The organism is Nonomuraea sp. NPDC000554 (genome assembly GCF_040300065.1).
In the GTDB taxonomy this organism is placed as follows: domain Bacteria; phylum Actinomycetota; class Actinomycetes; order Streptosporangiales; family Streptosporangiaceae; genus Nonomuraea.
The window spans coordinates 17,215-43,592 of the sequence record NZ_JBEPDC010000046.1; the positions used below are offsets into that span (position 1 = coordinate 17,215).

Consider the following 26,378-nt stretch of genomic DNA (forward strand, 5'->3'; position numbering starts at 1 on the left):
TATTCACGATCGTGAGGATATGCGATACACGAAAGGCTCGGCGATGGAAGCGACACGGGAGCGGAACGGCGGCAGGACCAAGGCGCTGTTGCTGAACTGGGGGCCCGCGATCCTGTTCGGCGTCGTCCTGCCGTTCGTCACGTACGGGCTGCTCACCGACCGCGGGGTGAGCGAGGTGCACGCGCTGCTGCTGATCTCGCTGTGGCCCGCCGTCGAGAACGTCCTGTACCTCGCGATCAAGCGCCGCGTGGACGAGTTCGGCGTGATGATGCTCGTGCTGCTGCTCCTCGGCGCGCTGAGCGCGGTCGCCTACAACACCACCAGGCTGGTGTTCATCAAGGACTCGGCGATCACCGGTCTGCTCGGGCTGGCGTTCCTCGGCAGCTTGGCACTGCGCCGGCCGCTGATGTTCTACCTGGGGCGCAAGTTCGGCACCGACGGCACCCCGCAGGGCCTGGCCGGCTGGAACGGCCTGTGGCAGTACCCGGGCTTCCGTCGCGTCCAGTACCAGCTGACCGTGGTGTGGGGCGTCGGCTTCCTGTTGGAGGCCGTCGTCCGGGTGGCGCTCACGTACCTGCTGCCGACCGCGGTGATGGTCCTGGTCAACAACGTGCTCCCGCTCGTCGTGGTGGCGGCCCTGGTCACCTGGACGGTGTCCGTCGGCAAGCGGGGGCGCGCCCGCATGGCGGCGGCCCAGGGCGCGGCCCCCGCCGATCACTAGCCCGCCGTCAGCGGTGGCGGGAGGCGAGGACGTCGCGGGCGATGGCGTCGCGCTCGGCGGCCTCCTTCTCCGCCGCCTCCTGCTCGGCCGCCACCCGGAGGTCGTACGCCGCGCGGGCGGAGGCGATCTGCTCCTGGTGCTCCTCGGTCCAGGTGACCAGGGCGCGGATGGTGTGGTGCAGGGTCGCGCCCAGGGGCGTGAGCTCGTAGTCGACGCGCGGCGGCACGGCCGGGTGCACGGTGCGCCCCACCAGGCCGTCGCGCTCCAGGTGGCGCAGGGTCCTGGCGAGCATCCGCTGGCTGATCCCGTCGATCTCTCTGCGTAGTTCGGTGAAGCGCAGCTTGCGCTGGTCGAGCAGGGCGATGACCAGGAGTGACCACTTGTCGGCGATCCGGTCGAGGATCTGCCGGACCTCGCAGTCCTCGCGGGTGTCCCACTGGGAGATGTCGTAGTCGACGGTGGTATCCGCGCAGTAATCGGGGGACTTTGAAGTGCCGTCTTCCATGCTCCCCGATGGTGCCGAAAGATGCTGCTGGTTACAAGAGGGAACCGGCAGTCATCTAGGGAACCAAGGGCCGGTTCCGTTTTCCCGAAAGGAGCCGACCCATGTCCACACACATGAGCGGGCGCGCCTGGAGCGTGTTGCTGGTGTTGTGCGCCGCGATCTTCCTGGAGGGGATCGACATTGCGATGCTGAACGTGGCGTTGCCGTCGATCCGGGCCGACCTGGGCCTGTCGACCGGGATGCTGAGCGGGGTGGTCAGCGCCTACGTCCTCGGCTACGGCGGGTTCATGCTGCTGGGCGGACGCACCGCCGACCTGCTCGGACGCCGCCGCATGTTCCTGCTCTGGCTGGCCGTCTTCCTGGTCTTCTCCGGTCTGGGCGGGCTCGCGACCGAAGGCTGGATGCTGCTGGTCGCCCGGTTCGTCACCGGGGTCGCCTCCGCGTTCATGGCCCCCGCCGGGCTGTCGCTGGTCACCGGGGCCTTCCCCGAAGGGCCGCAGCGCACCAAGGCGCTGGGCGTCTACGCGGGAACGGCGGCAGGCGGGTTCTCGCTCGGCCTGGTCGCCGGCGGGCTGCTGACCTCTCTCGGCTGGCGGTGGGTGTTCTTCGCCCCGGTCATCCTGTCGGCGGTGATCCTGGCGGCCGCCGTCGCCCTCATCAGGGACGCGGCGGCGCCGGAGCGCCCGGCGGGCGGCTTCGACCTGGCCGGCGCGTTCAGCGTCACCGGGGCGATGCTGCTGCTGGTATACGGGGTGGTGCGCCTGGAGCACCCCGATAACGGCTGGGCCGGCACGGCCGGGGTGTTCGCGGCCGGGCTGGCGCTGCTGGCCGTCTTCGTCGCGGTCGAGCGGCGGTCGGCCAACCCCCTCGTGCGGCTGGGCATCCTGCGTTCCGGCCCGCTCGTCCGCGCCAACCTCGGGGCGCTGCTGTTCGTCGGCTCCTTCGCCGGCTTCCAGTTCCTGGCCACCCTGTACCTACAGGAGCTGCGCGGCTGGAGCACCATGCAGACGGGCCTGGCCATGCTGCTGATCGGCCTCGACACCGTGCTCGCCCCGACCCTGACGCCGCGGCTGGTCAACCGGTTCGGCAACGTCCCGGTGCTGTTCGTCGGGGTGGTGCTGGCGGCCCTGGCGTACGTGCTGTTCCTGCCTCTCGGGCTGGACTGGACCTACACCGCCATGCTGCCGACCATGCTGCTGCTCGGCCTGGCGTTCTCCCTGGCCTACGGCCCGCTGACCATGGCCGCCACCGAGGGCGTCGCCGAGCACGAGCAGGGTCTGGCCAGCGGCCTGCTGTACACCGCGATCCAGTTCGGCACGGCGATCGGCCTGTCGGCGGTGACCGCCGTCAACGTCGCGGCGCTCGCCGGCGACTCGCGCGAGGCGGGGCTCGACGCCATCCAGGCCGCCCTGGCCGTCCCGATCGCCGCCGCGGTGCTCGGCGCGGTCATCACCGCGTTCGGCCTCCGCACCCGCGCAGCCGCCGAGCCCACCCCCGCCCCCGACCCCGTCGGCGCATCGGCTCGATAGCGCGCCGTCTTCTCACAGGCGCAGGCGGGTCTGACGACGTTCGCGCGCGTCACCGACGGCTGCTGACCCAGGTCGCGATCTGCACCCTGGACGTGAAGCCCAGCTTGGTCAGGATGCTCTCGACGTGGCCTTCGGCGGTGCGCTGCGCGATGACCAGCTTCGCGGCGATGTCCTTGTTGCTCATCCCCGCGGCGATGAGGTCGGCCACCTCCCGCTGCCTGGGGGTGAGCACGGACGCCTCCCCGGGCTCCGCCTGGCGGGGTGCGGGGACCCGCGCCCCGGTGTCCAGCGCGTAGTCGACGGCCTGGTCGGCGGTGAGCTCGGCGCCGCGCTGGAAGGCGGCGGTGTAGCCGGCATGGCCCAGGGACATGCGCAGCTGCGTCTCGCACAGGTTGTGGAATTCGGCGAACGGCTGGAACGCCGGCAGCGACGTGCCCATCACCTGCCAGACCGTGCCGGCGGCGCCGAACAGCCGGGCCGCGCGCTCGTCCCGGCCGTCGGCCGCCTCGACCCAGGCCAGCACTTCGAGGCAGGCGGCGACGCCCCACTGGTCGTCCAGCGACCGCATGATCGTCAGCCCGTTCCTGACCAGGGCGGAGGCTCGGTCCTGCTCGCCCCTGAACCACCGTGCGAGGCCGACGACCCACAGCGCGTTGGACTTCGACAGGTAGGCGCTCCTGGCCTCGCACATCGCCAGGCACTCGGCGGCGAGCGCGTCGGCGCGGTCGCCGTCTCCGGCGCTGGAGTAGGCGATGACCAGGTGGAACAGGGTCATCCACACGCCGTCCTGGTCGCCGTTGGCCGCGTGGAGGTCCCGCGCCTCGCGCAGGAGCCGGATCCCGCTGGCCGTGTCGCCCCGGAGGTAGGCGGTCAGCCCGGAGAAGTGCGCGACGAACGCGAGGGCGACCGGGTCGTCGAGCCGCCGCGCCAGCTCTCGGCACTCGTCCAGCAGCGGCGGGGCCGCGGTCAGGTCGGCCTGCCTGAGGGCGAACCAGGCGTCCGCCCACAGCGCCTTGACCCGGGCGGCGGTGGGCTCGGCGTCCAGCTCCAGGGCCCGCTCCAGCCAGTGGCGCCCCTCGCCGAAGGAGCCGGCGACGAACACCCAGTAGTTCCACAACGCCGCCACGATCTCCAGGACGTGTCGCGCCTCACCGGGCTCGCGGAGGCAGAAGTCCAGCGCGGCCCGCAGGTTGGCGCGCTCGTGCCGCAGCCGGGCGATCCACTCCGCCTGGCGCGGGCCGAACCAGTCGGCCTCCGCCCGCTCGGCCAGGACGCGGAAGTGGTCGCGGTGCCGGCGGCGCAGCGCCATCTCGTCCCCGGACTCGGCCAGGACGTCCTGGCCGTACTGGCGGATGGTCTCCAGCAGCCGGTACCGGGCGCGCGTGACGTACTCGCCGCGCACCAGGATCGACTTGTCCAGCAGGGCCGCCACCAGGTCGAAGATCTGCTCCCGCGGCAGGCCGTCGCCCGCGCACACGTGTTCGACGGCCTCCAGGTCGAACTCGCCGGAGAAGACCGACAGCCGGGCCCACAGGGTCCGCTCCTGCGGGGTGCACAGGTCGTAGCTCCAGTCGATCGCCGTCCGCATCGTCTGGTGGCGGGGCACCGAGGCCCGCTTGCGGTACGCCGAGGTGCGGTCGTCGAGCCGGTCGAGGATCTGCGTCACGGACAGCGCCCGCAGCCGGGCCGCGGCCAGCTCGATGGCCAGCGGGATGCCTTCCAGGCGCCGGCAGAGCGCGGCCACCGCCTCCCCGTTGGCCTCCGTGACCGTGAAGCCGTTCAACACGGACGCGCCCCGTTCGGCGAACAGGCTCACCGCGTCGGACTGGGTCAGGGCCGCCAGCGGCCGGCCCGGCTCCGGGACGGCCAGCGGAGGCACGGCCAGCACATGCTCCCCTTCGACGCCCAGCGTCTCCCGGCTGGTCGCCAGGATCCGCAGCCCGGGGGCCGCGCCCAGCAGCTTGCTGGCGAGTATGGCGGACGCGTACGTCAGGTGCTCGCAGCCGTCGAACACCAGCAGCAGCCGCTTGTCCTCCAGGAACTCCACCAGACCCGACAGCGGACGCTGGGACGACTCGTCACGCAGGCCCAGGGCGTCGGCCACGGTGCGTGCGAGCAGCTCCCCGTCCCGGAGCGGGGCCAGGTCGACCAGCCACACGCCGTCGGGGAAGGCCAGCCGGGCCTCGGCCGCCGCGCGCAACGCCAGCCGGGTCTTGCCCACCCCGCCGAGGCCGGTCAACGTCAGCATGCGCGTGTCGCCCAGCAGCCTCCGGGTCTCCGACACTTCCCTGCGGCGGCCTACGAACCCCGTCAGGTCGGCGGGTAGGTTACCGGCGGGCCGCTTTCGCGTCGCTACTGCCATGGTTAACAGTAGGTTTCAGCCGCAAACCCGGTCAAATGTTTCGCCAGGTCAGCCGGGGTGTCAGGCCCGCTCCGGGGCATCTGAGCCCGTGATGATCATCGCCGGGCGTCGTGCTGCCGGATGCGGTCGGCGAGCGGCGTCAGGGACGTCAGCGGCACCTCGCGGTGCGTCCACGCCTGCGTGAGGTCGTCGGCCGAATAGCGGGGGAGCAGGTGAAGGTGGAAGTGGAACACGGTCTGCCAAGCGGTGGGGCCGGTCGCGTGCCAGATGTTCATCCCGCCCGGCTCCAGCGCGCGCCGCAGCAGGGCCGCGGTGTGCACGGCGCCCCGCATCAGCTCGGCGGCCCGGTCGGCGCCGATGTCCGTCAGATCGCGACAGTGCTCGCGCGGGACGACCAGGGTGTGCCCGGGAGTCGCCTGGGCGAGGTCGAGGAACGCGACGGCGTGATCGTCCTCGTACAAGATCTCCGCCGGGATCACGCCGTTGACGATGTCGCAGAACGTGCACGTGTCGGCCATCTGGCCTCCTTTTTCATTTCCAGGACGGCTCGGCGCCTTGGCGCGGGGTCTCCTTCGTACGGGCAGGGCGCGCCGGTCAGGCCCAGATGCGCCGCCGGGACGGGATGGCGAGCGGGCGGCCGACGAAGAGAGCCGACTCCTGCCACCCGTAAGGCATGAAGACGGTGATCGCGACTCCCGCCCGGTGCTCCAGGTCGACGGCGACCGCGTCGAGGGTGCCGTGGGGCGGCGTCCTGTCCTTCTGCTGCCACTCGGTCGACCTGCGCAGGCTGACCTCTTGTGGCCCGCCTTCCGGCCGCATCCGCACGTAGTAGCCGAGGGCGAAGCACCGCAGCTTCTCCGCCTGGCGGCGGATCTCGCCCGACATGTTGTTGAGCGCGGTGATCACGGCCTCGTCGTCGTAGGCGTAGTCGACCTCGTAGTCGGCCGCGGTGGACAGCACGCCGGTGGCGTCCATGGTCACGCCGCTGGGGACGAGCATGGCCTGCCCCTGCCCCGGACGGAGCAGGTTCTCGGCGGCCTGCAACTGCGCTCTGAGACAGTCCCCCAGGTCGGCCTGCACGTCTGGCTGCAAGGGGCTGCCGAGGAACGCCAGGTCGAGCAGCTGGACGGGGTGCGGGAACGTGGGAGCCATGTCGTCGACGGATGCGTGCCAGGAAAGCATGATCAGGAAGATAGTGCTTGGCGGGCGCCTCCATCGCCCTTTGTGATGAATCGACCGCGTTGACGTCCCCGGCTCGGTGGCTTCGGCCCAACGCGCCCACAAATCCGGATTTATCCCGCTAGGGTGCATGAGGTTGATCCCGGCCGCCTCAGGAGTCACTCCCTCATGCCGAATGTCGAGCCTCTGCGTGACGGTGATCCGGCGGCGGTGGGCGCCTACCGGATCGTCGGCCGGCTGGGAGCGGGCGGCCAGGGTGTCGTATACCTCGGCCAGGCCCCCGACGGCGGTCCCGTGGCCGTGAAGGTCCTGCGCGAGGTAGTCGCGGGCGACGACCGCTTCGCCAAGGAGATCGCCGCGGCCCGCCGGGTCGAGCCGTTCTGCATCGCCCAGGTGCTGGACGCGTCCCTGGGCGGCAGGCCGTACATCGTCAGCGAGTACGTCGAAGGGCCCTCCTTGCAGCAGGCGGGCCGGCATACCGGCGCAGACCTGCAACGCCTGGCCGTCAGCACCGCCACGGCGCTGGCCGCCATCCACCAGGCGGGCATCGTGCACCGGGACTTCAAGCCCGCCAACGTGCTGCTCGGACGGGACGGGCCGCGCGTCATCGACTTCGGCATCGCCCGCGCCGCCGACGCCTCGGCCACCGTCACCAGCAGCATCGTCGGCACCCCCGCCTACATGGCTCCAGAACAGCTCGCGGGCGCCGTCGTCGGGCAGCCGGCGGACGTCTTCGCCTGGGCGTCCGTCATCGTGTTCGCGGCCACCGGCTCGCCGCCGTTCGGCCAGGACACCGTCCCCGCGGTCATCAACCGCGTCCTGCACCACGAGCCCCAGCTGGGGGACCTGCCGCAGCCGCTGCGCTCGATCGTCCACGCCTGCCTGGACAAGGAGCCGCACCGGCGCCCGGCCATGCGGGACGTGCTCCTGCGGCTCCTCGGAGGGCAGGAATCCCCGGCGCCGAAGCCCGCCAGGAAGCCGGCGCCCACCCGGTTCCCGCTGGTCGCGGGCGTCGTGGGCGCGGTCGCCGTGGCCGGAGCGGTCGGCGTGGCCCTGACGGGCGTCGCCGTGTGGAAGTCCGCCTCCACCGGCAAGGCGGCTCCGGCGGTGCTGGCCGCCGACTCCAGCGGGTCGAAGGCCTCCTCGCCGACTCCGACGCAACCGACTCCGACGAAGAGCGGGACGTCCGAACCGAAGAAGCCGGGGACGCCCTCGGCGCGCCGCACGACCGCCCGGCCACGCCCCACCCCCACCTCCACGCCCACTCCGTCGGTGAGGCGCACGACCGCACGGCCGCGCCCGACGCCGACGCCCACGCCCACGAAGAAGCGCCCGACACCCACGCCGACGCCCACGAAGAAGCGCCCGACTCCCACCTCCAGCAGGACCGCGACGGGGAGCGCCTCGTTCACCCTCGACTACGTGCGTGTCCAGGGAGGTAGCAAGATCAACCAGGAGGGCGTGACCTGCTACGTCGGAACGGCGAACTTCGCGGTCGGGCTGGGGTCCACGAAGATGGGGGCGCCGTACTCCTACCAATGGATCTTCGACGGGAAGGTCATCGAGAGCGGCTCGTCGCGGTTGCCGTCCTACGCCCGCGACGACTACCTGGCCTCGAAGAAGGTCTTCACCCCGTCGGACGGGGGGCACACGGTCACCTTCCGCCTCACCTCGCCGGTCGCCAGGGCCAAGTCCGTCAGCTTCACCATGTGCCCGACGAAGCCGTAGCGCCGGTCCCCTCTGACGCCGCGAATTTCGGCGGAAAAGCAGTCACGGAATCGTGCGGCAAAGTCAACGAAATGTTCACGAACATCGCCGGACGGATGCACATCGAAAGGGGGGAGGTCAGCAAGCAGCAAGACGGCAGAAGGGTTCATCGAGATGAAATTCGGAACCGGTTTGGTCGTTGCGGCGATGGCGGCGATTCCATTCTTCGTCGCGCAGCCCGTCCATGCGGCCACGAATCCGAGAACGCACTACAGCCTGTCCTACGGCACGGGGGAGTACACGCTCAAGGGAAATCTCATCTGGTACGACCGCACCGTGCAGGTCGGTGCCTCGCTCAAGGCGACCGAGGACAACTGCGCGATGGCGGAGTACCGGTTCTTCCACGGGTCGAGCCAGGTCGGCGAGGCCAAGCGCGTCTCCTGCTCCCGGACCAAGGGGCACGGCTTCCGGCGCCAGTACGACCAGCCGGGAGGCGTCACCAGAGTCGCCGTCTCCCTCTACCAGTCGAACAAGAACAGCGACTGGACCTTGCTCGACAGCGCCGACTGCACCCGCGCGGGTTGCCGCTGAATCGCATTTCGGAAAGCCCCGGCCAGCCGGCCGGGAATTACCGGGTGGCCGCGCCGGAAAAGCGGCACGGCGTGGTGGTGACGTTTTTCAGGGGTGCGTCGGTTCAGGCGAGTCCGCCGATGATCGCGTGACGGCCGGGGTCAGGTGGTCGAAGAGATCGTCGACGAGGTCGTCCGGATGCGCGCGGCCCTTGCCCTCGCGGGACAGGTGCCCGGCCAGCGCCAGGTCGACCGCGCCGTGCGCGAGGGCGAGCAGCAGGGCCGCCAGCCGGTCGGGATCGCCGTCACGCAGCTCGCCCGCAGCTCGGCCAGCCCGGGTGACACCGTCCACCCCCCAGCCTAGGTTGACAACGTCAACCACGAGGGGGGATCACCGTGACCTATCGCCACCCGGAACCGCTGGAACTCGTCAGCCACCGGCTCGCCGGCCGCGCCATCCTGGTCACCGGCGCGTCCAGCGGGATCGGCGCCGCCGCGGCGAGACGCTTCTGCGCCGAAGGCGCCCGGGTGGCGCTGGCGGCCCGCCGCACGGACGCGCTGGAGCGGCTCGCCGCCGAACTGCGCGAGGACGGGCACGAGGCGATCGCCGTGACCTGCGACGTGACGGACGAAGCAGCCGTCAGCGCGGCGGTGGACACGGTGGTGCGGGAGTACGGCGGGCTCGACGGGGCCTTCAACAACGCGGGAGTCGGAGGCGCGCACCTGCCGCTGCACGAGATCCCCGCGGCCGCCTTCGACAGCACGGCCTCGGTGAACCTGCGCGGAGTCTTCCTGTGCATGAAGTACGAGATCCGCGCCATGCTCGGCGGCGGAGGAGGCGCCATCGTCAACACCTCCTCCGTGGCCGGCCTGGCGGGCACGACGCGCAACGCCGACTACGCGGCCGCCAAGTTCGGGCTCGAAGGCCTGGTGAGGTCCGCGGCGCTCGACTACGCGGCGGACGGGATCAGAGTCAACGCCATCGCCCCGGGCCCGACCCGGTCGGAGATGTTCGACCGGTGGATGTCCACCGAGGAGGCGAGGGCCCAGATGGCCCGACGCTTCCCGCTCAACTACATCGCCCACCCGGACGACATGGCCCGCGCCGCGCTCTTCCTGCTGTCGGACGAGTCCCGCTGGACCACCGGGACCGTGCTGCCCTGCGACGGCGGGTTCAGCGCCTAGGGACGTCAGGTGAGGAAGTCCACCAGGAGGGGGCGGAGCGCCTCCGGCTGGTTGAGCACGCCGTGATCCTGCCCGTCGAGGGTGAGGTAGCGGGCGCCGGGGATGGCGTCGGCGACGGCGCGGGCGGCGGCGGTGAGCCACTGCGGGCTGAGGCCGCCGCCGATGGCGAGCGTCGGCACCGTGAGGGTCGCCAGCCGGTCGGCAGGCAGGACGTTGCCGGGGCCGCACAGCGCGGTGTCGTAGGGCAGCGTGTGCGCGAGCCCGGTGAACCACTTCCACACCGGCTCGGCCCGCATGCCCTCGACCATCTCGGCCGGGACGTCCACCGCCTCGGTCAGGAAGAGCGCCACCGCTTCGTCACGGCGGCCCTGCCCGAGCAGGGTCCGCAAACGGTCGGTCAGGTCGACGGGCGGGCGGGCACGCGTGCCCTCGACGACGTACGGCGGCTCGTAGACGGCGAGCCGGTCGATCGGCAGGCCGCGCCGGGCCGCCTCCAGGGCCAGGACCGCACCCGAGGAGTGCCCGAACACGGCGGCCGAGCCGCCCGCGTGCTCGATCAGCGCGGCGAGGTCCTCGATCTCGCGCTCGGCGGCGTAACCGTCGTCGGCCGTCCCGCTGTCGCCACGGCCGCGGCGGTCGTAGGTGATCGCGGTGAGGTCGGGGGCCAGCTCCGCGGCCAGCGCGGCGACGGTGGAGCGGTCGTTGAAGGCGCCGCCCACGAGGATCACCGGGCGTCCGCGGCCGGTCTGCTCGAAAGCGATGGGGGTGCCGTCGGCCGAGGTCACGGTCTGGAAGGCGGGCTGTGTCATGTTTCCTCCTGAGTCTGTGGACGAAGGCGGGGGCCGCCTCGCGCAGTGAAGTCGGAGCCGTCCCGCGCGTCTCGACATCGGTCGGCGAACAGGCCGCGATTTCGTGTCACGGAAGGCGAACAGGCCGCGATGTCGTGGAAGGCGCCATCGGCCGGTGAAAGCGGCCGCGATGTCGCGTCGCGGGTGGCGCGCTCACGGGTCAGCCGCGCGGCGAGGACCGCGGGGTTCGCGGCGGTCGCAGGCGGGTGCGCCGGGACCGGATGGTCAGCCAAGCCTGCCGACGCTCTCCGAGCAGGACCCCCGCCCCACGGGGAGCCACACCGCCGAGGGCCGCGACGTTCCCCCGCCGATCGGCTGGAACACCTCGTCGGGGACGTCCGCCAGCAACCTCTGCGGGCAGCGGCGGTAGTACCGCGCCAGGTCGGGGGGAAACCCCTGGAGATCGGCCTGCTGCGCGACCACGATCGCGGCGAACCGCCGCCCGGCCACCGCGCGGGCGATGCTCCCTTCCAGCCCGGCTCGGACGGCACGGTCGGTGCCCCGCAGGACGTCCCCGGCGGCGGCCCGGTGCGCCACCGGCGGCAGCCCGGCCAGCACGACCAGACCCGGATCGGAGACGAGCGCCACCGGCCCGCCGAACCCCGCCAGCCACGTGCGGAGCCGGTCGCCCGCGCGGCGGTCGGCGGCGTCCGGGATCATCCGGCCGGCGGCGAAGGTGGTGACGGCGAGGACGGCGAGCTGCGCCAGCACCAGCGTGCCGGCCAGCGCCCGCCGCAGGCTCGGCCCCGGTCGCGCGCCGGGCGAGGACGGCGTGCTGTGCCGGCGCGGGCTCGGCGCCGGGCCGCCCATCCCAATGCCGGCCAGCACGGCCACCGCCGCGTACACCGGGAGCATGTTGTTCACCGCGCCGCCCGTGTGCAGGAGGCCGGCGTAGCCCTCGACGGCCAGCGCGAGGCAACCCAGGCCGAGGACGAGCGGGACCCGCCCGGCCGCGAGCAGGGCCGCCCCCAGGGCGACGCCGAGCGCGGGCAGCAGGTACCAGGTCCAGAACCCGGCGACCGCGGCCTGCTCGACCGGGTGCTGGGCGAGCAGCTCGAAGACGTAGAACACGTACCAGCCGTGGCTTGTCACGTCCCAGAGCAGCGTGGTCAGGCCCACCACGCCCGCGAACGTCGCGGCGAGCACCGCCGCCAGCCGGCGCCGGGCGCCGCACAGCAGCGCCACGATGATCGCCACCGCCTCGGCGAGGGCGCTCTGCTTGGTGAGGAAGGCGGCCGCGAGCAGCAGACCGGCCGCCACTGCGCCGCCCGGCCCGCGCATCCACCGGGCCGCGTAGAGCCCGGCGAGGCTGAGGAGGAGGAACAGTGAGTCCACCCGGGCGAAGTCGAACCAGGAGGCGGCGGCGAAGTAGGTCGCGGCGTAGAGCCCCGCCGCGGCCACCCCGGCGGCCAGGTCCCCGGTCTCGCGCTGGACCAGCCGGGCGAGGACGGCGAGGCAACCGAGGCAGGCGGCCAGCGAGACCAGCCGGAGCGGGAGATACGAGACCCCCAGCACTCCCGCCAGGGCCGCGGAGGCGGCGAAGTACAGCGGAGGGTAGGAGTCGGGCACGTAGTCGACCGTGGGAACGGTGTACAGCGGCTGCCCGGCGAGCAGCCGTTCCACCTCGACCAGTGAGTTGCCTTCCAGCCATTCCAGGGCGTACGGGTAGCCGATCCGGCTCGCGGCGGTGCCGACCCAGACGGCGATCGCGGCGAGCCCCGCGCCCGCGGCCAGCGGAACCGGAAGCCGCGCCGCGCCGGGCCACCTGCGTGGAAGTCCGCGAGACGACGGTTCGTCCCGGATCATCGGAAGACGTCCCACACGGGTCACGCTAACGGCGAACTCCCGGCGGCCGGGTCGGGAAATCCCCTCCATCTGGTCAAGGCCGCCGTGGAGCGAGATTCGCGGGTGCCCCCGCCCTAGGGTTGGCGTGGTGAGGACGCTGGTCACCGGCGCGGCCGGGTTCGTCGGAAGCCACGTGGTCGAGGCGCTGGAGGCCGCCGGCCACGAGGTCTCCGGCCTCGACCGCCGTCCCGGGGCCGGCCACTCCGGTGAGGCTCCAGGCGAACGTCCTGGGGCTGGTCACTCCGGTGAGGCTCCGGGGGGACGTCCCGGCACCGGGCACGTGGTCGGAGACGTGCGCGACGCGGAGACGCTCGCCCGGTCGCTGCGCGGCGTCGACGCGGTGGTCCACCAGGCCGCGAAGGTCGGGATCGGGCTCGGCATCGCCGACATGCCGGAGTACGCGTCCGTGAACGTGTACGGCACCGCGGTGCTGCTCGCCGCCATGGCGGAGCACGGCGTGGGCCGCCTGGTCCTGGCCTCGTCGATGGTCGTGTACGGCGAGGGGGTCTACGACTGCCCGCGGCACGGCCGCGTCCGGCCCGGTCCTCGCGCGCAGCCGGATCTCGCCCGCGGCGCGTTCGAGCCCCGCTGCCCGTACTGCGGAGCGGAGCCGTCCCCCGTCGCGACCGACGAGGACGCGCCCCCCGAGCCCCGCAACGCCTACGCCACCACCAAGCTCGCCCAGGAGCACCTGGCCGCCAACTGGGCGCGGGAGACGGGCGGCACGGCGATCGCGCTGCGCTACCACAACGTCTACGGCCCGAGGATGCCCAGGGACACGCCGTACTCGGGGGTCGCCGCCATCTTCCGGTCGGCTCTGGAGTCCGGCAGGGCGCCCCGGGTGTTCGAGGACGGCCGGCAGCGGCGTGACTTCGTGCACGTCCGGGACGTCGCCCGCGCCAACGTCCTGGCCCTCGGCTCCGGCGTCCCTCCGGCGGCGCTGACGACCTGCAACGTGGCCAGCGGCGAACCGCACACGATCGGCGAGATGGCCGCCGCGCTCGCGGCCGCGCACGGCGGTCCCGAGCCGGTCACGACCAGCGAGTACCGTCTCGGGGACGTCCGGCACATCGTCGCCGCCGCGGGCCGCGCCGCGCGTGACCTCGGGTTCCGGGCGGAGATCGGGTTCGCCGAGGGGATGCGGGAGTTCGCCGTGGCACCACTCGGATGACCCGGCTTCGGGCTTGAACTGGTTATTTCTCGGAAAGCAGGCGTCCTTCGCGGACGGGTCGAGCCTGCCCACCGCTCTAGCGTCGGACCATGCGGATCGATGTGGTGCTGCCCTGCCTCGACGAGGAGGCGGCGCTGCCGTGGGTGCTCGAACGGATGCCGGACGGCTTCCACCCGATCGTGGTCGACAACGGTTCGACCGACGGATCGGCGCGGATCGCCGCCGAGCTCGGCGCGACGGTGGTGACCGAGCCCAGGCGCGGGTTCGGTGCCGCCTGCCACGCGGGGCTGACCGCCGCGACCACGGACGTCGTGTGCTTCATGGACGCCGACGCGTCGCTGAACCCCGAGCAGCTGCCGCGGGTGACCGGGCCGGTGGTGGCCGGCGAGGCGGATCTGGTCCTCGGCCGCCGCGTCCTCCGGCCCGGCGCGTCCTGGCCGGTGCACGCCCGGCTGGGAAACGCCCTGCTGGCCAGGAGGCTGCGCCGCCGGACCGGCGTCCCCCTGCACGACCTCGGCCCGATGCGGGCGTGCGGGCGCGCCGGGCTGCTGTCGCTCGGGCTGGTCGACCGCCGCTGCGGCTACCCCCTGGAGATGGTCCTGCGCGCGGCGGCCACGGGCTGGCGGATCGGCGAGGCCGACGTGGACTACCTGCCCCGGGCGGGCCGCTCGAAGGTGACCGGCACCGTGCGCGGCACGCTGCGCGCCATCGGCGACATGCGCCGGGTCATGGCCGGACGGGAGAGCAGGGCATGAGCGGGGAGACGCCCGCGGCCCAGGTGGTGGTCATCGCCAAGGAGCCGGTGCCGGGGCGGGTCAAGACCCGGCTGACCCCGCCCTTCACCCCGCGCGAAGCGGCCGCGCTGGCCGCCGCGGCGCTGCAGGACACCCTGCGGACGGTCGCCCGCGTGCCGGCCGCCCGCCATGTGATCGCGCTGGACGGCACTCCGGGACCCTGGCTCCCCGAGGGCTTCACGGTGCTGCCACAGCGCGGCGACGGGCTGGACGAGCGGCTCGCGGCGGCCTTCGACGACGCCCACCGGCTCCTGCCCGCACCCGTCGTGCTCATCGGCATGGACACCCCGCAGATAACGGCGGACCTGCTGGTCACCGCGCTCTCTCTGCTCGGCCCGCACGACGCGGTGTTCGGCCCGGCGACGGACGGCGGCTTCTGGCTGCTCGGCCTGCGTGCGCCCGATCCGGCGCTGCTGCTCGGAGTCCCGATGTCGGAGCGGACCACCGGCGAGGCGCAGCTGCGGCGGCTCAAGGACGCCGGGCTGAGCGTGGCCTCGATGCCCTGCCTGACCGACGTGGACACCGCCGAGGACGTGTTCGCCGTGGCCGCGCTCGCCCCGCGATCCCTCTTCGCCGCCAAGCTGAACGAGTTCACCGCGACGCTCTGACACCTGGACCCCGGTAGGCGCTGCCGCGGGTCCCGTCCCCGACTGCGCTTATGCGCCGCCGTGGAGCGCGGTCAGTCCCGGACCAGGACCCGGGTGATGCCCGCGACGACCGACACGGTGAGCAGCCAGCCCACCAGGATGAGGACGTAGGCGACGAGCTGGTCGAGACCGTGCGGGTTCCAGGCGCCGGTCTGGCCGAGGTCGATCATGGGGATGATCAGGTCGAACGCGTAGGCGAGGGCGTTGAAGTCGGGGTGCTCGGCGGGTTTGAGCGGCGGCGGGGGAGACGCGAGGAAGTAGGCGCCGCCCGCCGCCAGGAACGCGACCAGCCAGATGCCGGCCAGCCAGGACCGGTAGCCGTACCCCGCGGTGACGTCGTGGACGACCCCGACCACGCGTTCCAGCCACGGCAGCGTCCTGCGGCGGTCGGCGCGGTGATCGGGACGGCCTCCGCCGGCCCTACGAGGACCACGGGGCCGAGGTCGCGTAGCCGGAAGGGGCCTGGTCGGTGGCGGCCGAGGACGCCGACCACGGGGACTCCCCGGGCCGGTCAGGACGGATGGGGGTGAACCGCACCGGCAGGTTGGCCAGGGACCGGTGGAACGGGCCCGGCCGCCACGGCAGCTCCTCGCGGGGCACGGTCAGTTCGAGGTCACTCAGGTGCGCGGTCAGGCGCTCGATCGCGGTCATCGCGATGAGCATCGCGGGATCGCTGGCCGGGCAGCGGTGCGGCCCGGCCCCGAAGCCCAGGTAGGCGCCCCCGTCGGAGCGCAGCTCGTCGGGCAGGCCGGTGGGCTCGGTGTTGGCCGCCGCGTAGGAGACCAGGACGAGCTCGCCGGGCTGGATCCAGGTGCCGTGGAACTCGATGGGCTTGCGCACGAGGTACGGGCCGAAGTTGGCGATCGCGGGCTCGGCGCGCAACGCTTCCAGCAGGGCGTCGTAGGTGCTCAGAGCGCCGTTGGAGAGCGAGTTGTAGTAGCGGTCGTCGCTGACCATCCGCGAGATCGTGTTGGAGATCAGGCTGGCCATGGGCTCGAAGCCGGCGGCCACGGTGACGACGACCTGCTGGACCAGTTCCTCGGTGTCGAGCTTGGCGGGATGGTCGATGAACCAGGAGGTCAGATCGTCGCCCCGGTCGGCGTACTTCGACGCGAGGACCTCGCCGATATAGCGGTTGAACGCCTCGGTACCGCGCGCGCCGGCCTCGCCGTCAGCCTCCATCATGTCGGACAGGGCGGAGATCAGGTCGGCGCTGTCGGCGTCGGGCCGTCCGAGGAGCCGGTTGAAGATCCTCAGCGGGATGGGCTTGGCGAAGTCGACGACCAGATCGGCGCTGCCGGTGGCGGCGAACCGGCGGATGAGCGAGTCGGAGACCTCGATCACCATGTTTCGCAGCTTGTGCGGCTGGATCATGCTGTAGCAGTCGGTGGTCACCTTGCGGTAGCGGGCGTGGTCCGCGCCGTCGGAGTACACCGGGGTGGGCCGGTGGCCGAGCATGCCGATCATCGCCGCGGCCTCGGGGGTGTCCGGCAGGCGTGCCTGCCAGTCGCGGGCGTCCTTGCTCCAGGTGCCGTCGGCGTTGGTGAGCACGTCCACGGCGGCCTGGTAGCCGATTACCAGGTGCGCCTCGATGCCGGGGGCGATCTCGACGGGGGCGACCGCGCCGTGCCGCTCGCGCAGCGCGGCGTAGACCGCCTGCGGGTCGCGGGCGAAGTCGGGCCCGTACAGGCGGCCGGCGTCGGGTAGATAGCGCAGGGTCAAGACAGCACCAGCTCTCTGATGTGCTCCACCAGCGCGATCAGCGAGGCGCGGGCGGACATGGGGTCACGGGCGTCGCACACGAGCAGCGGCGTGCGCGGGTCCAGGTCCAACGCCTGGCGCAGGGCCTCGGGCGGGTACTCCGGCGAGTCGGGGAAGTGGTTGACGGCCACCGCGTAGCGGATCCCGGCGCTCTCCACCAGGTCCAGGACGGCGAAGCTGTCGTCGATACGGCGGGTGTCGGCCAGTACCAGCACCCCCAGCGCCCCGCGGACCAGTTCCTGCCACAGGATCTGGAACCGGGCCTGGCCGGGGGCTCCGAACAGGTACAGCACCACGCCGGGCAGGGTGAGGCGGCCGAAGTCGATGGCGGTGGTCGTGGTCGTCTTCTCGTTCACGCCGGTGAGGTCGTCGACCAGGGTGCCCGCCTCGGTCAGCACTTCCTCGGTGTTGAGGGGCTTGATCTCCGACAGGGCGTCCACCATGGTCGTCTTGCCCACGCCGAACGGCCCGGCGATGACCAGCTTGACCGGTATGTGATCGGTACTGATACGGCTGTCAGAGAGCGCGGAGGCCACTGAGTACCAACTCCAAGATCTCAATGTCGGGCAGGTCCGCCGGGGGCGGGTCCCGGGTCACCAGCGTTCCGGTGGCGGCCAGCCCCGCCACCAGCAGCCGCACCACGCAGTACGGGAGACCCAGGTGCGCGGCGCATTCGTAGACCGACAGCGGCCCGTCCTCCAGCAGGGCGAGCAGGTGCGACCCCGGCGGGTTCAGCCCGTTGGCGACCACGGCGGGCGCGACGAAGACGAGGGTGGTCCGCTCGACGTGGATGTGCTCGGGCACGGCCAACTTGGCGGCGGCCATGTAGTCCGGGACGACCCGCCGCCGCTGCCGTCCGGAGGTCATGTCGGGATGTCCGGTGTCCTGGCCGCGCTGGCGTCGTTGAGAGCCTTGATCAGCTTCTGCACCTGGAGCTGGACCTCGTACGCCAGGGTGCCGATGTTGACCGCGCCTGTGGCCGCGACCACGATGGCGGCGCGCTCGCCCGCGGGGGCGATGTAGTAGTAGCCGGTGCCTGCGGAGATGACGATGTCCACCACTTCCCCGTCGGCGCCGTTGCTGAGGCCGTCGCACAGCGCGCGGGCGGCGCCCAGCACGGAGCTCGTCATGGCCGCGGTGCGCTCCCCGGCCTCGACGCTCACGTCGGCGGAGCCGCCGAGGATGAGCCCGTCACGGCTCAGCACCACGCCGCGGGCGACGCCGGGCAGTGCCAGCAGCGGCGTCAGCACCCAGGACACGTCGAGCGCCAGCGGGCGGCCCTTGGCATGAACGGCGGCGGTGGTCGTGTGGGCGTCCATGGAGCGGTCAGTTCCCTTCGGTAACGTCATACGGCTGCGACGGGACGGCTTCGCGGCGTCCGGCTTCAGCCCCGGTCTGGAAGGCTCCCCACCGCTTCTGGGCCTCCTCGGGTGTGGTGAGCGCCTCGTCGCCGGAGGTGTGGGCGGCGGCGCGCGGAGCCTGGCGACGGCGCTGCGGCAGCCCGGCGAGGTTCGTCACGGGCTCCCGCCGCGGCGACTCCGCGGTGGTGTCCGGGGCGGTGTCCGCGGTGGTTTCCGACGGCGCGTCCGAGGCCGTCTCCTTGGGCTCGCGCCGGATCGGCGCGGCGGGGACGGGCCTGACGGGCTCGGGCGCCAGCACCGACGGCCGGGTGTTCTCCGCCATCTCGACCAGCAGGCCGGCGGGGACGCTGACCACGGCCTGGACGCCGCCGAAGGCGCTCTTCTTGACCGTGACCTGCATGCCGTAGTGCGCGACCTGGCGGCCGATCGCCGCCCAGCCGGTGCGGGGCGGGTTGCCCAGGTCGACCAGCCGCACGGGGTCCTTCCCGCTCAGCAGGCGGGTCGCCCGCGCGAACTGCTCCTCGTTCAGGCCCACCCCGGCGTCGTCGATGACGATGGCCGCGCCGGTGTTCGTCTCGTGCACGGCGATGGTCACCTTGAGCGTGCCGTGGGAGTGGTGGACCGCGTTGGCCAGCAGTTCGGAGGTGATGAACAGGATCGGTTCCGCCGCGCGGGCGGCCACCCCGATCCGGCGGCGCAGGTGGTTGGCCGGCCCCTCGATGCGCTGCTCGAAGTTCTCCACCCGGGAGATGGCGCCCACCATCAGGTCCACCAGGTAGGTGTCGTCACGTGACAGGCCGGGCGTGGCGCCGCAGGCGATGCCGGTGGCCTGCACCCGGCGGACGACGAGCTCATTGAACATGTCGAGCCCCAGCACCTCGCGCAGCAGCGCCGTGTGCTCGTCGCCGCTGTAGCGCCGCTGCACGCCCGCGAGCAGGTCCTGGGCTCGCAGCGCCTGGGTCTGCACGCGGGACATCGCGCCCCGGACGACCGCCTGGGCGGCCTCGTCGATGCGCTCGCCCTCCTCGCGGATCCCGCCGGCGACCGCGTCCAGGATGCCGCGGTGCAGCTTGTCGACGTCCGTGCCGGCCAGCGTCTGGTTCTGCAGGCCCGGCACGATCACGTGCGGCGATCGCAGGTGCGAGACCAGGGCGGGGATGCGTGCGGACAGCAGGTGCGCGGTCTCGGCCCGCACCATGTCCTCCTGGGCGCGGGCCTCACGGACCTGCTTCGCGGCCTTCTTGGCCTGCTGCTCCGCCCGCTCCAGCCGCTGCGCGCCCGCGCCGGTCTCGCGGGAGAGGTGCTCCTGCGCCTGCCGGGCCTGGGCCAGTTGCCTGCGGGTCTGGACGAGATCGCGGCGCACCCGGTTGTGGTGGAGCAGCACGCCCGCGAGGACGATGACGGCGACGCCGATGACGACGGCGACGCTGAAGGAGTCTGGCGGCATGACAATCCTGGGGGGTTGGGGGAAGGAGAGAGCTGGCGGGATGCCGTCCGCCGGAGAGGGGGTGCGCTAGCGAGGTCTGTTGCTGGCCCGCGGCTGCCGGATCAGGCCGCGCCGATGCCGCCCCGGCCTCCCTGAGCTGCCGGAACGGCTCCACGCCTGGCGCGGCTTCCCCTCGGGCGCGGTGGGGCCATACGGCATGGACATCCTCGGAAATCAGTGAACGGCGGCTGATCAGGAAACCAGTATTACCGTTGCGAGTAGATAGTCAACCACCTGGCAATTGTCCGATAGGCCGCGAATGATCATGAGATATTACTCAGAGTGACGGTATGACGCCGCCGATGCCTGGCCATGGGCCCGGAACGGGAACGTCGAAGGGGAGAGCGATGGCGGTGACGGCGCTGACGCAGGAGACAGTGGCGAGCCTCCCGGCGGAGGTGGCGACCCCGTCCTACGACCGGTCGGGGCTCACGGTCGGCATCGTCCACTTCGGGGTGGGCGGATTCCACCGCGCCCATCAGGCGATGTACCTCGACCGGCTGATGAACGAGGGGAAGGCGCACGACTGGGCGATCTGCGGTGTCGGCCTCCTGCCCGGCGACGCGCGGATGCGAGACGCGCTGACCGCCCAGGACGGCCTCTACACGCTCGTCCTCAAGCACGCCGACGGAACCCGCGAGGCCCGCGTCATCGGCTCGATCACCGAGTACCTCTTCGCCCCCGACGACCCGGAGGCGGTCATCGAGCGGATCGCCGACCCGGCCGTACGCATCGTGTCGCTCACCGTCACCGAGGGTGGCTACAATTTTCTCCCCGTAACCGGAGAGTTCGACGCCCAGGCACCCGCGATCCAGGCGGAGCTGGCGCCGGGCGCGGTCCCGGCCACGGTGTTCGGGCTCGTCACCGAGGCGCTGTGCCGCCGCCGCGACCGGGGCGTCCCCGCGATCACGATCATGTCGTGCGACAACATCCAGGGGAACGGCGACGTCGCGCGCCGCAGCTTCACCGCGTTCGCCCGGCTCCTCGACCCCGAGCTCGCGGCCTGGATCGACGAGACCGTCGCCTTCCCCAACTCCATGGTCGACCGCATCACCCCGGTCACCACCGACGAGGACCGCGCGGACGTGGCCGCGCGGTTCGGCGTCCGCGACGCCTGGCCGGTCGTCTGCGAGCCGTTCACGCAGTGGGCGCTCGAAGATCGCTTCGCTGTCGGACGTCCGCCCTTCGAGGAGGCCGGGGTGCAGGTCGTCCCGGACGTGGAGCCGTACGAGCTGATGAAGCTGCGCCTGCTCAACGCCTCGCACCAGGCGCTGTGCTACTTCGGCTACCTCAGCGGCCACCGGTACGTCCACGAGGCCGCCACCGACGCCGCGATCGCCGCGTTCCTGCTCGACTACATGGACATCGAGGCCACGCCGACGCTCAGACCGGTGCCGGGCGTCGACCTGGACGCCTACAAGCGGACCCTCATCGAACGGTTCTCCAACCCCGAGGTGCGGGACACCGTGGCCAGGCTGTGCGCGGAGTCGTCGGACCGGATCCCGAAGTGGCTGCTCCCCGTCGTGCGCGAGCAGTTGGCCGGCGACGGCGAGGTCACCCGCGCGGCCGCCGTGGTGGCAAGCTGGGCCCGCTACGCCGAGGGGGTCGACGAGTCCGGCGAGCCGATCGCGATCGTCGACCGGCTGAAGGACCAGCTGACGGCCGTCGCGAAGACGCAGCACAGCCACCCCACGGCCTTCCTGGAGAACCGGGAACTCTTCGGCGACCTCGTCGACGACAAGCGGTTCGTCGAGCCGTACCTGCGCACGCTCGACTCGCTGCACGAGCGGGGCGCCCGCGCGACGGTACGCGACCTCGCCGGACGCGGCTGAGCGCCGCGCGCGGCGTGCCGGCCGGGTCAGCGCGCGTACCGGGTGTACTGCTTGCGGATGATCGGCCGGTAGTCGGGCGCGGGCTCGGCGGCGATCGACGGCGGCCAGTGCGGACGCGTCCCCGTGAGCGTCCATGCCGCCTGGATCGCGGCCCCGTCCGCGACGTACTCGCCGGGGCGCGGGACGACCACGGGCGGCTCGAACGTCTGCGCGGCGATCTGCTGCACGGCGGCGTTCTGGGCCGCCCCGCCGATCAGCAGGATGCGGCCGGTCTCGACCCCCTGCCTGTGGACGGCCTCGAGACCGTCGGCGAGTCCGCACAGCATGCCCTCGATCGCCGCCCGCGCCAGGCCCGGCCGGGTCGCCGAGCCGAGCGTCAGCCCGAAGAGCGTGGCCGTGGCGTCCGGCAGGTTGGGAGTGCGCTCGCCCTCGAAGTACGGCTGCAGCACGAGGCCGTGCGCACCGGGAGGGGCTTCGAGGGCGAGTTCGCCGAGTTCGCCGTGGTCGACGTCGAGGATGCCCGCCACGGCGTCCAGGACGCGTGCCGCGTTCAACGTGGCGACCAGCGGCAGGTACAGGCCGCTGGCGTCGGCGAACCCGGCGACGGTGCCCGTCTCGTCGCGTGTCGGGTGGTCGGTGACGGCGAAGACGGTGCCGCTCGTCCCGATCGACACGACGACGTCGCCGCGGGCCGCGCCGAGGCCGAGCGCCGCTCCCGCGTTGTCGCCCGCGCCGGCGCCGACGACGGCTGACGTCCCGGAGACCGTGCCCGCGCGTTCCGACGGGCCGAGGACCCGCGGCACGACCGCCGCGTGCCCGAGCGCCCGCTCGAAGAGCTCCAGGTCGTACTGGCCGGTGGCCGGGTCCCAGTAGGCTGTGCCGCTGGCGTCCGACCGGTCCGTGACGAGCGCGCCGAGGTCCGGCCCGAGCGCGCTCGAACCTGCCGGGCCGTACCCGCGCAGCCGCCAGGTCAGCCAGTCGTGCGGCAGCGCGACGGCGGCGACCTGGGCGGCGTTGTGCGGTTCGGTGTCGCGCAGCCACCGCAGCTTGGCGGCGGTGAAGGAGGCCACCGGGACGCTTCCCGTCCTGCGCGCGTAGGTCTCTGCGCCCACCTCGGACACCAGGTCACGCGCGGCGGCGGCCGACCTGGTGTCGTTCCAGAGCAGCGCCGGACGGATGACGCGGCCGTCGCCGTCGAGCGGGATGAGGCCGTGCTGCTGGCCCGCGATCGCGATCGCCGCGACCTCGTCGAGCCCGCCGGCGCGGGCGACCGCCGCCCGCAGCGCCTCCCACCACCGCGCCGGATCCACCTCGGTGCCTGGCGGGTGGGCGGCCTTGCCGGAGCGGACGAGATTTCCGGTGTCGGCGTCTCGGATCACGACCTTGCAGTTCTGGGTCGACGAATCGACGCCCGCGACGAGTGCCATTGTTGTCTCACAGCATTGACGTACGAGCCCGATCACCTGCCAGTTTAGCCGGTCAGAGAAAAGCCAAAGTTTCATATTATTTACGAGAAAATCGTACATATTCGTTTACATCGGCCTTTCGTCGGGATAAACGTGGCTTCATTGCCCATTCCTGCTGGACGGGGGGTGGAGGGGACAGTGGACCGCCATCCGCCCGAGCCGAGTAGGCGTGACGTCCTTCGACGCGCGCTGGCCGCCGGAGCGGCGCTTACTCTGTCCGGGAGCCTGAGCGCCTGCGGATCACGCGAAGACTCGCCACGAGCCGCCGTCGGCGACCGGTGGCGTCAGTTCCAGGGCGCCACCCTGAACTTCATCTCGGAGAACACCGCCCCCACCGCGGCCATCGCCGCCAACGTCCGCCCGTTCACCGAGCTGACCGGCATCGACGTCAGGATCGTGACGCTCGAACTCACCGCGCTGGTCCAGCGGGTCGCCCTGGACCTGGCCTCGGGGCGCGCCCAGTACCAGGTGATCTACGCCGACCCCTACCAGGTGCTCGCGCCGTACCAGCGGGGGCTGGTGGACTTGCGGACCCTGCAGGCGGACCCGAACCTGCCCGACCTGCCCGGCGGCACGGCCGACTTCATCCCCGTCCAGATGGACGCCGCAGGCCGGTTCGTCGACCGGAACGCGTTCTACGCCCTGCCGTACGACGCGCCCACGATGATCTGGCAGTACCGCCAGGACCTGTTCGCCAAGTACCACGAGCGGATGGCGCACGACCTCGGCTTCGACCCCACCCCGAGCGGCGACCGGACGTGGGAGGAGTACTTCCGGATCGCCCAGTGGTTCAACGAACACGCGAAGTCGGACGTCAGGTACGGCACCGGCCACCAGGCCCGCCAGCACGACTCCCTGATGAACGACTTCAGCAACGTCCTGTGGTCCTACGGCGGCGAGTACTTCGACCACGGCAAGGAAGTGGGCCGCCTGGGCTCGCGCGACCCGGGCCCGTGCCGCCTCGACTCCGCCGCCGCGATCGCGGGCACCGAGTTCTACCAGCGGCTGCTCGGCATCGCCGATCCCGCCTCGAAGACGTGGGACTGGGACGGCCTGGGTGCCGCGTTCCGCGCCGGCCGGTTGGCGATGTGCCCGAACTGGCACGAGTTCGCCGCCGGCAACGAGCAGGTGCTGCCCGGCAAGGTCGGCTACTCGCCGCTGCCCAGGGGGCCGGCCGGCACGGCCAACATGTACGGCGGCACCGGGGTGGGGATCAGCGCGAACACGCTGCCGCACGAGCGCGGCGCCGCCTGGCTGTTCATCGTCTGGGCGACCTCGCCCGCGACGCAGCTCGCCAACCTCAGGAGCAAGGCCGGCGGGGGCACCCCGACGCGCACGTCCGTGTACGAACTGCCCGAGGTGCGCGCGGCCGAGAAGCGGCCTTCGGCGATGCCCAACATGCTCACGGCCGCGGCGGTCCGGCAGGCGTGGCAGCCCGACCGGATCGGCCTGCGGCCCAAGATCCCGATGTGGAACGAGTGCAACACCGCGATCTTCACCCAGCTGTCCCGGATGCTCAGCGGGGAGGCGTCGCCGGAGGAGACGATGCGTTCGACCAAGTCGCGGGTGGACCAGATCGTGGCGCGAGGGTGGGTGGCCTAGATGACGCAGGCCGAATCGGCGCTCGGCGAGGCCACCAGGCGGAAGACCGCCGCTCCCCGGGAGCCGCGCGTCGGCTTCGAGGGCAGGATGATGGCACCCGGCCTGCTCCTGCTGGCCGCGCTGTCGATCGTGCCGTTCCTCGCCCTGATCGCCATGAGCTTCTCCCGCGTCCGGCTGCTGGGCGGGGTGCGGCTGGACCTGGTGGGCCTCGACAACTGGGCGCGCTTCTTCACCGACGCCGACATGTGGATGTCGTGGCTGCGGACGATCGTCTACTTCGTCCTCACCGTCGGGTTGGAGATGGCCCTCGGCGTGGGCGTCGCGCTGCTGCTGTTCCGCGTGCTGCACGGCCGCAACCTCCTGCTCAGCCTGCTGCTGCTGCCGATGTTCGCCGCGCCCTCGATCGTCGGCCTGCTCGGCCGCTACCTCACCGACTCGACCTTCGGGCTCTACGCGTGGGTGCTGGCCGGCCTCGGCTACAGCGGCGACATTCTCGGCAGCCCCACCAGCGCCTTCCTCGCCGTCGTGCTGATGGACGTCTGGGAGTGGACCCCGCTGATCGCCCTGATCGCCCTGGCGGGCCTGTCCAGCGTGCCGCAGTCGGTGCGGGAGGCCGCCGCCGTCGACGGCGCCCCGGGCTGGATGACGCTGCGGTACATCATCTTCCCGGCGATCTCCAACGTGCTGCTCGTCGCCCTGCTCATCCGGTCCATGGACGCCATCCGCTACTTCGACATCATCTGGGTCACCACCAACGGCGGCCCCGCGGACGCGACCAAGATCGTCCCTGTCCGGCTGTACGAGACCGCGTTCCGCTTCTTCGACCTCGGCTACGCCGCCGCCATCGGCCTGGCGATGCTGGCCTTCTCGATCTTCATCGCGCGCACCTTCGTCCGCCTGCTGGACGTCAGGGGGCTGACCCGATGAACGGGCGAGCGGTCGCCGCCGCGCCGCGGGGGACACCCCAGTCGCCGCTGGAGGAGAGCAGCAGGCGCACGCGCTGGTTGGTGGCGCTGCTCCTGGCGGTGGCCATGCTCTGGACGCTGGTCCCGCTGGTCTGGATGGTGCTGTCGTCGTTCAAGAACCGCACCGACGTCACCGCGGCCACCCCGCGGCTCGTCTTCTCGCCGACCGTCGAGAACTACGTCGGCCTGTTCACCGGCTCGAACAACCTCACGCCCTACATCTGGCACAGCGTGCTCGCCGCCGGGATCTCCGCGGTGCTCGCGGTCGGCCTGGGAGCGCTCGCCGGGTACGGCCTGGCCAGGACCGCGATGCGCGGCAAGAGGCACCTGGCCTTCTGGATCATCTCGACCCGCATGGCACCCATCGCCGCCGTCGTGGTGCCGCTGTTCATCATCTTCCGCGGGCTCGGCCTGATCGACTCGATCCCCGGGCTGGTGCTGGCCTACCTGACCTTCAACCTGCCGTTCGCCATCTGGCTGATGAGCGCGTTCTTCGCCGAGGTGCCGCCGTCGCTGGAAGAGTCCGCGCTCGTCGCGGGCTGCACCCGCTGGCAGGCGTTCTACCTGGTCATCCTCCCGCTGACGAAGTCCGGGCTGGTCACCACGTTCGTCCTGTGCCTGGTCTTCGCCTGGAACGACTACGCCTTCGCCGTGGTCTTCTCCGGGCCGAACTCCCAGACGCTGCCCATCGCGGCGTCGCAGCTGGTCACCCAGACGGGCGTCGACTGGGGCCAGCTGACCGCCATCGGCACGATCGTGGTCGTCCCGATGATGCTCGCCGGGCTCGCCGTGCGGCGCTGGCTGGTCACCGGGCTGACCCTCGGCGCCGTCACAGGAGAGTGA

The 26,378-nt window shown here is 72.1% G+C and carries 26 protein-coding genes; 12 read left to right on the top strand and 14 right to left on the bottom strand.

Annotation, left to right across the window (positions count from 1 at the left end; translation table 11 throughout):
- The first annotated feature begins 43 nt into the window (after positions 1-43).
- Entirely contained in the window at positions 44-721 is a 678-nt protein-coding gene (locus tag ABT294_RS48060; protein WP_350813238.1) for a VC0807 family protein, read from the top strand.
- A gap of 7 nt (positions 722-728) precedes the next feature.
- Here the strand turns inward: ABT294_RS48060 and ABT294_RS48065 are convergent, their stop codons facing one another.
- On the bottom strand, positions 729-1,226 hold the full coding sequence (locus ABT294_RS48065; RefSeq protein ID WP_350813239.1) for a winged helix-turn-helix transcriptional regulator: 498 nt from the start codon (positions 1,224-1,226) through the stop codon (positions 729-731).
- 101 nt (positions 1,227-1,327) lie between these two features.
- Between ABT294_RS48065 and ABT294_RS48070 the strand changes: the two genes are divergently transcribed.
- Positions 1,328-2,755 carry an MFS transporter gene (locus tag ABT294_RS48070; RefSeq protein WP_350813240.1) on the top strand — a complete coding sequence of 476 codons (1,428 nt, stop codon included), beginning with the start codon at positions 1,328-1,330 and terminating at the stop codon, positions 2,753-2,755.
- A 49-nt stretch (positions 2,756-2,804) separates the two neighbouring features.
- On the opposite strand, the gene ABT294_RS48075 is transcribed toward ABT294_RS48070, so the two are convergent.
- The 3 genes from ABT294_RS48075 to ABT294_RS48085 form a co-directional block, all read right to left on the bottom strand.
- Positions 2,805-5,039 carry an ATP-binding protein gene (locus tag ABT294_RS48075; RefSeq protein WP_350813241.1) on the bottom strand — a complete coding sequence of 745 codons (2,235 nt, stop codon included), beginning with the start codon at positions 5,037-5,039 and terminating at the stop codon, positions 2,805-2,807.
- Positions 5,040-5,212: 173 nt separating this feature from the next.
- Complete coding sequence (locus tag ABT294_RS48080; RefSeq protein WP_350813242.1) at positions 5,213-5,635, bottom strand: HIT family protein; 423 nt, start codon at positions 5,633-5,635, stop codon at positions 5,213-5,215.
- A 76-nt stretch (positions 5,636-5,711) separates the two neighbouring features.
- Positions 5,712-6,299: a hypothetical protein gene (locus tag ABT294_RS48085; protein WP_350813243.1), complete on the bottom strand. Its 588-nt coding sequence runs from the start codon at positions 6,297-6,299 to the stop codon at positions 5,712-5,714.
- Positions 6,300-6,464: 165 nt separating this feature from the next.
- Here ABT294_RS48085 and ABT294_RS48090 point away from each other — a divergent pair, with 165 nt between their 5' ends.
- Entirely contained in the window at positions 6,465-8,024 is a 1,560-nt protein-coding gene (locus ABT294_RS48090; protein WP_350813244.1) for a serine/threonine-protein kinase, read from the top strand.
- Between the two features lie 186 nt (positions 8,025-8,210).
- On the top strand, positions 8,211-8,594 hold the full coding sequence (locus tag ABT294_RS48095; RefSeq protein ID WP_350813245.1) for a hypothetical protein: 384 nt from the start codon (positions 8,211-8,213) through the stop codon (positions 8,592-8,594).
- A gap of 87 nt (positions 8,595-8,681) precedes the next feature.
- Here the strand turns inward: ABT294_RS48095 and ABT294_RS48100 are convergent, their stop codons facing one another.
- Positions 8,682-8,924, bottom strand: a complete 243-nt coding sequence (locus ABT294_RS48100) for a hypothetical protein (protein ID WP_350813246.1) — start codon at positions 8,922-8,924, stop codon at positions 8,682-8,684.
- A gap of 44 nt (positions 8,925-8,968) precedes the next feature.
- Here ABT294_RS48100 and ABT294_RS48105 point away from each other — a divergent pair, with 44 nt between their 5' ends.
- On the top strand, positions 8,969-9,757 hold the full coding sequence (locus ABT294_RS48105; protein WP_350813247.1) for an SDR family NAD(P)-dependent oxidoreductase: 789 nt from the start codon (positions 8,969-8,971) through the stop codon (positions 9,755-9,757).
- Between the two features lie 5 nt (positions 9,758-9,762).
- Here the strand turns inward: ABT294_RS48105 and ABT294_RS48110 are convergent, their stop codons facing one another.
- Both ABT294_RS48110 and ABT294_RS48115 read right to left on the bottom strand, forming a co-directional pair.
- Positions 9,763-10,566 (bottom strand): alpha/beta fold hydrolase, encoded by an 804-nt coding sequence (locus ABT294_RS48110; protein ID WP_350813248.1) that lies wholly within the window; start codon positions 10,564-10,566, stop codon positions 9,763-9,765.
- Between the two features lie 264 nt (positions 10,567-10,830).
- Entirely contained in the window at positions 10,831-12,426 is a 1,596-nt protein-coding gene (locus ABT294_RS48115) for a hypothetical protein (RefSeq protein WP_350813249.1), read from the bottom strand.
- Positions 12,427-12,538: 112 nt separating this feature from the next.
- On the opposite strand from ABT294_RS48115, the gene ABT294_RS48120 reads away from it, so the two are divergent.
- From ABT294_RS48120 to ABT294_RS48130, 3 genes are all read left to right on the top strand, one after another.
- Complete coding sequence (locus ABT294_RS48120; RefSeq protein WP_350813250.1) at positions 12,539-13,621, top strand: NAD-dependent epimerase/dehydratase family protein; 1,083 nt, start codon at positions 12,539-12,541, stop codon at positions 13,619-13,621.
- A gap of 89 nt (positions 13,622-13,710) precedes the next feature.
- The gene (locus tag ABT294_RS48125; RefSeq protein ID WP_350813251.1) at positions 13,711-14,376 is read left to right on the top strand and encodes a glycosyltransferase family 2 protein; all 666 of its coding nucleotides are present in this window, start codon (positions 13,711-13,713) and stop codon (positions 14,374-14,376) included.
- Positions 14,373-15,023, top strand: a complete 651-nt coding sequence (locus ABT294_RS48130; RefSeq protein ID WP_350813252.1) for a TIGR04282 family arsenosugar biosynthesis glycosyltransferase — start codon at positions 14,373-14,375, stop codon at positions 15,021-15,023. Before ABT294_RS48125 ends, ABT294_RS48130 begins: the two co-directional genes overlap by 4 nt.
- Before the next feature lie 71 nt (positions 15,024-15,094).
- On the opposite strand, the gene ABT294_RS48135 is transcribed toward ABT294_RS48130, so the two are convergent.
- From ABT294_RS48135 to ABT294_RS48160, 6 genes are all read right to left on the bottom strand, one after another.
- Positions 15,095-15,418 carry a hypothetical protein gene (locus ABT294_RS48135; protein ID WP_350813253.1) on the bottom strand — a complete coding sequence of 108 codons (324 nt, stop codon included), beginning with the start codon at positions 15,416-15,418 and terminating at the stop codon, positions 15,095-15,097.
- Positions 15,419-15,482: 64 nt separating this feature from the next.
- Entirely contained in the window at positions 15,483-16,784 is a 1,302-nt protein-coding gene (locus ABT294_RS48140; protein WP_350813254.1) for a cytochrome P450 family protein, read from the bottom strand.
- On the bottom strand, positions 16,781-17,359 hold the full coding sequence (locus ABT294_RS48145; RefSeq protein ID WP_350813255.1) for a GTP-binding protein: 579 nt from the start codon (positions 17,357-17,359) through the stop codon (positions 16,781-16,783). The genes ABT294_RS48140 and ABT294_RS48145 overlap by 4 nt, the downstream gene beginning before the upstream one ends.
- A complete protein-coding gene (locus ABT294_RS48150) occupies positions 17,340-17,690 on the bottom strand; it encodes a DUF742 domain-containing protein (RefSeq protein ID WP_350813256.1) in 351 nt (116 codons plus the stop codon). The genes ABT294_RS48145 and ABT294_RS48150 overlap by 20 nt, the downstream gene beginning before the upstream one ends.
- Positions 17,687-18,142, bottom strand: a complete 456-nt coding sequence (locus ABT294_RS48155; RefSeq protein ID WP_350813257.1) for a roadblock/LC7 domain-containing protein — start codon at positions 18,140-18,142, stop codon at positions 17,687-17,689. The genes ABT294_RS48150 and ABT294_RS48155 overlap by 4 nt, the downstream gene beginning before the upstream one ends.
- 7 nt (positions 18,143-18,149) lie before the next feature.
- On the bottom strand, positions 18,150-19,631 hold the full coding sequence (locus ABT294_RS48160) for an ATP-binding protein (protein ID WP_350813258.1): 1,482 nt from the start codon (positions 19,629-19,631) through the stop codon (positions 18,150-18,152).
- 386 nt (positions 19,632-20,017) lie between these two features.
- On the opposite strand from ABT294_RS48160, the gene ABT294_RS48165 reads away from it, so the two are divergent.
- A complete protein-coding gene (locus tag ABT294_RS48165) occupies positions 20,018-21,502 on the top strand; it encodes a mannitol dehydrogenase family protein (protein WP_350813259.1) in 1,485 nt (494 codons plus the stop codon).
- 26 nt (positions 21,503-21,528) lie between these two features.
- Here ABT294_RS48165 and xylB read toward each other — a convergent pair whose 3' ends face one another.
- Positions 21,529-22,929, bottom strand: coding sequence for a xylulokinase (xylB, locus tag ABT294_RS48170; RefSeq protein ID WP_350813260.1), 1,401 nt, complete (start codon positions 22,927-22,929; stop codon positions 21,529-21,531).
- Between the two features lie 177 nt (positions 22,930-23,106).
- Here xylB and ABT294_RS48175 point away from each other — a divergent pair, with 177 nt between their 5' ends.
- The 3 genes from ABT294_RS48175 to ABT294_RS48185 are packed head-to-tail and all read left to right on the top strand — an operon-like array spanning position 23,107 to position 26,378.
- Positions 23,107-24,570: an extracellular solute-binding protein gene (locus ABT294_RS48175; RefSeq protein ID WP_350813261.1), complete on the top strand. Its 1,464-nt coding sequence runs from the start codon at positions 23,107-23,109 to the stop codon at positions 24,568-24,570.
- A complete protein-coding gene (locus tag ABT294_RS48180) occupies positions 24,571-25,497 on the top strand; it encodes a carbohydrate ABC transporter permease (protein ID WP_350813262.1) in 927 nt (308 codons plus the stop codon).
- Positions 25,494-26,378 carry a carbohydrate ABC transporter permease gene (locus ABT294_RS48185; protein WP_350813263.1) on the top strand — a complete coding sequence of 295 codons (885 nt, stop codon included), beginning with the start codon at positions 25,494-25,496 and terminating at the stop codon, positions 26,376-26,378. Before ABT294_RS48180 ends, ABT294_RS48185 begins: the two co-directional genes overlap by 4 nt.